General features: G+C 50.0%; 3 tRNA genes and 2 rRNA genes. All 5 read left to right on the forward strand.

What is annotated here, in order from left to right:
* Window positions 1-658: ribosomal RNA gene (locus tag VOA_RS17145) — 16S ribosomal RNA — on the forward strand; the annotation flags it as partial.
* A gap of 68 nt (window positions 659-726) precedes the next feature.
* Window positions 727-802, forward strand: a tRNA-Glu gene (locus VOA_RS17140).
* A 3-nt stretch (window positions 803-805) separates the two neighbouring features.
* A tRNA-Lys gene (locus tag VOA_RS17135) sits at window positions 806-880 on the forward strand.
* 30 nt (window positions 881-910) lie between these two features.
* Window positions 911-986: transfer RNA gene (locus tag VOA_RS17130), tRNA-Val, on the forward strand.
* 345 nt (window positions 987-1,331) lie between these two features.
* Window positions 1,332-2,706: ribosomal RNA gene (locus VOA_RS17125) — 23S ribosomal RNA — on the forward strand; the annotation flags it as partial.

A 2,706-nucleotide genomic window follows, 5' to 3' on the forward strand; every position in this document is an offset into this window, starting at 1 on the left:
GGGAGTACGGTCGCAAGATTAAAACTCAAATGAATTGACGGGGGCCCGCACAAGCGGTGGAGCATGTGGTTTAATTCGATGCAACGCGAAGAACCTTACCTACTCTTGACATCCTCAGAAGAGACTGGAGACAGTCTTGTGCCTTCGGGAACTGAGAGACAGGTGCTGCATGGCTGTCGTCAGCTCGTGTTGTGAAATGTTGGGTTAAGTCCCGCAACGAGCGCAACCCTTATCCTTGTTTGCCAGCACGTAATGGTGGGAACTCCAGGGAGACTGCCGGTGATAAACCGGAGGAAGGTGGGGACGACGTCAAGTCATCATGGCCCTTACGAGTAGGGCTACACACGTGCTACAATGGCGTATACAGAGGGCAGCAAGACCGCGAGGTGGAGCGAATCTCACAAAGTACGTCGTAGTCCGGATTGGAGTCTGCAACTCGACTCCATGAAGTCGGAATCGCTAGTAATCGCAAATCAGAATGTTGCGGTGAATACGTTCCCGGGCCTTGTACACACCGCCCGTCACACCATGGGAGTGGGCTGCAAAAGAAGCAGGTAGTTTAACCTTCGGGAGGACGCTTGCCACTTTGTGGTTCATGACTGGGGTGAAGTCGTAACAAGGTAGCGCTAGGGGAACCTGGCGCTGGATCACCTCCTTACACGATGGTTATCGTGATGAGTGTCCACACAGATTGATTTGGTTTAGATTAGAGAAGAGTATCTTAGTGTCCCGTTCGTCTAGAGGCCTAGGACACCGCCCTTTCACGGCGGTAACAGGGGTTCGACTCCCCTACGGGATACCAAATGGGTCGTTAGCTCAGTGGTAGAGCAGTTGGCTTTTAACCAATTGGTCATAGGTTCAAATCCTATACGACCCACCATTATCTTCCTCCACAGGAAGTAAAACATGTGGGCGATTAGCTCAGTTGGGAGAGCACCTGCCTTACAAGCAGGGGGTCACTGGTTCGAACCCGGTATCGCCCACCACTCTTTAAGTATTTTTGGAATGAGCTTCCAAACCACCAAAAAAACTGCGTGGTTCGGACTTTTGCCGCCGAAAGTCCTTAGAAAGTGATTCTTAGTGATAAGAAATACTTTGCTCTTTAACAATTTGGAAAGCTGACAAAACAACAATTTATTGTTGTTTGTAAAGTTCTCAATGTTTATCGAAAGATAAACACCAACAACACATTCAAGTGTGCTTGGTATCGAATAAGACTTAGGTCTTGTTCAAAATTTGAGTCCGGCAAAATCTGTCTCGCACTCATGTAAATTAAACGCGAGACAACTTAGGTTGTTTAAACAACAACCCGAAACTCCTTCGGGTTGTATGGTTAAGTGACTAAGCGTACACGGTGGATGCCTGGGCAGTCAGAGGCGATGAAGGACGTACTAACTTGCGATAAGCGCAGATAAGGCAGTAAGAGCCGTTTGAGTCTGCGATTTCCGAATGGGGAAACCCAACTGCATAAGCAGTTACTGTTAACTGAATCCATAGGTTAACAGAGCAAACCGGGGGAACTGAAACATCTAAGTACCCCGAGGAGAAGAAATCAACCGAGATTCCGGTAGTAGCGGCGAGCGAACCTGGATTAGCCCTTAAGCACTCGGTGAAGTAGGTGAACAAGCTGGAAAGCTTGGCGATACAGGGTGATAGCCCCGTAACCGACGCTTCATCGAGCGTGAAATCGAGTAGGGCGGGACACGTGATATCCTGTCTGAATATGGGGGGACCATCCTCCAAGGCTAAATACTCCTGACTGACCGATAGTGAACCAGTACCGTGAGGGAAAGGCGAAAAGAACCCCTGTGAGGGGAGTGAAATAGAACCTGAAACCGTGTACGTACAAGCAGTAGGAGCACCTTCGTGGTGTGACTGCGTACCTTTTGTATAATGGGTCAGCGACTTATATTCAGTGGCAAGGTTAACCGTATAGGGGAGCCGTAGCGAAAGCGAGTCTTAACTGGGCGTTCAGTCTCTGGATATAGACCCGAAACCGGGTGATCTAGCCATGGGCAGGTTGAAGGTTGAGTAACATCAACTGGAGGACCGAACCGACTAATGTTGAAAAATTAGCGGATGACTTGTGGCTAGGGGTGAAAGGCCAATCAAACTCGGAGATAGCTGGTTCTCCCCGAAAGCTATTTAGGTAGCGCCTCGGACGAATACTACTGGGGGTAGAGCACTGTTAAGGCTAGGGGGTCATCCCGACTTACCAACCCTTTGCAAACTCCGAATACCAGTAAGTACTATCCGGGAGACACACGGCGGGTGCTAACGTCCGTCGTGGAGAGGGAAACAACCCAGACCGCCAGCTAAGGTCCCAAAGTATTGCTAAGTGGGAAACGATGTGGGAAGGCTCAGACAGCTAGGATGTTGGCTTAGAAGCAGCCATCATTTAAAGAAAGCGTAATAGCTCACTAGTCGAGTCGGCCTGCGCGGAAGATGTAACGGGGCTAAGCAATACACCGAAGCTGCGGCAATGTCCTTTGGGCATTGGGTAGGGGAGCGTTCTGTAAGCCGTTGAAGGTGAATCGTAAGGTTTGCTGGAGGTATCAGAAGTGCGAATGCTGACATGAGTAACGACAAGGGGGGTGAAAAACCTCCCCGCCGGAAGACCAAGGGTTCCTGTCCAACGTTAATCGGGGCAGGGTGAGTCGACCCCTAAGGCGAGGCTGAAAAGCGTAGTCGATGGGAAACGGGTTA

This window comes from Vibrio sp. RC586 (assembly GCF_000176715.1).
Classification (GTDB): Bacteria; Pseudomonadota; Gammaproteobacteria; order Enterobacterales; family Vibrionaceae; genus Vibrio.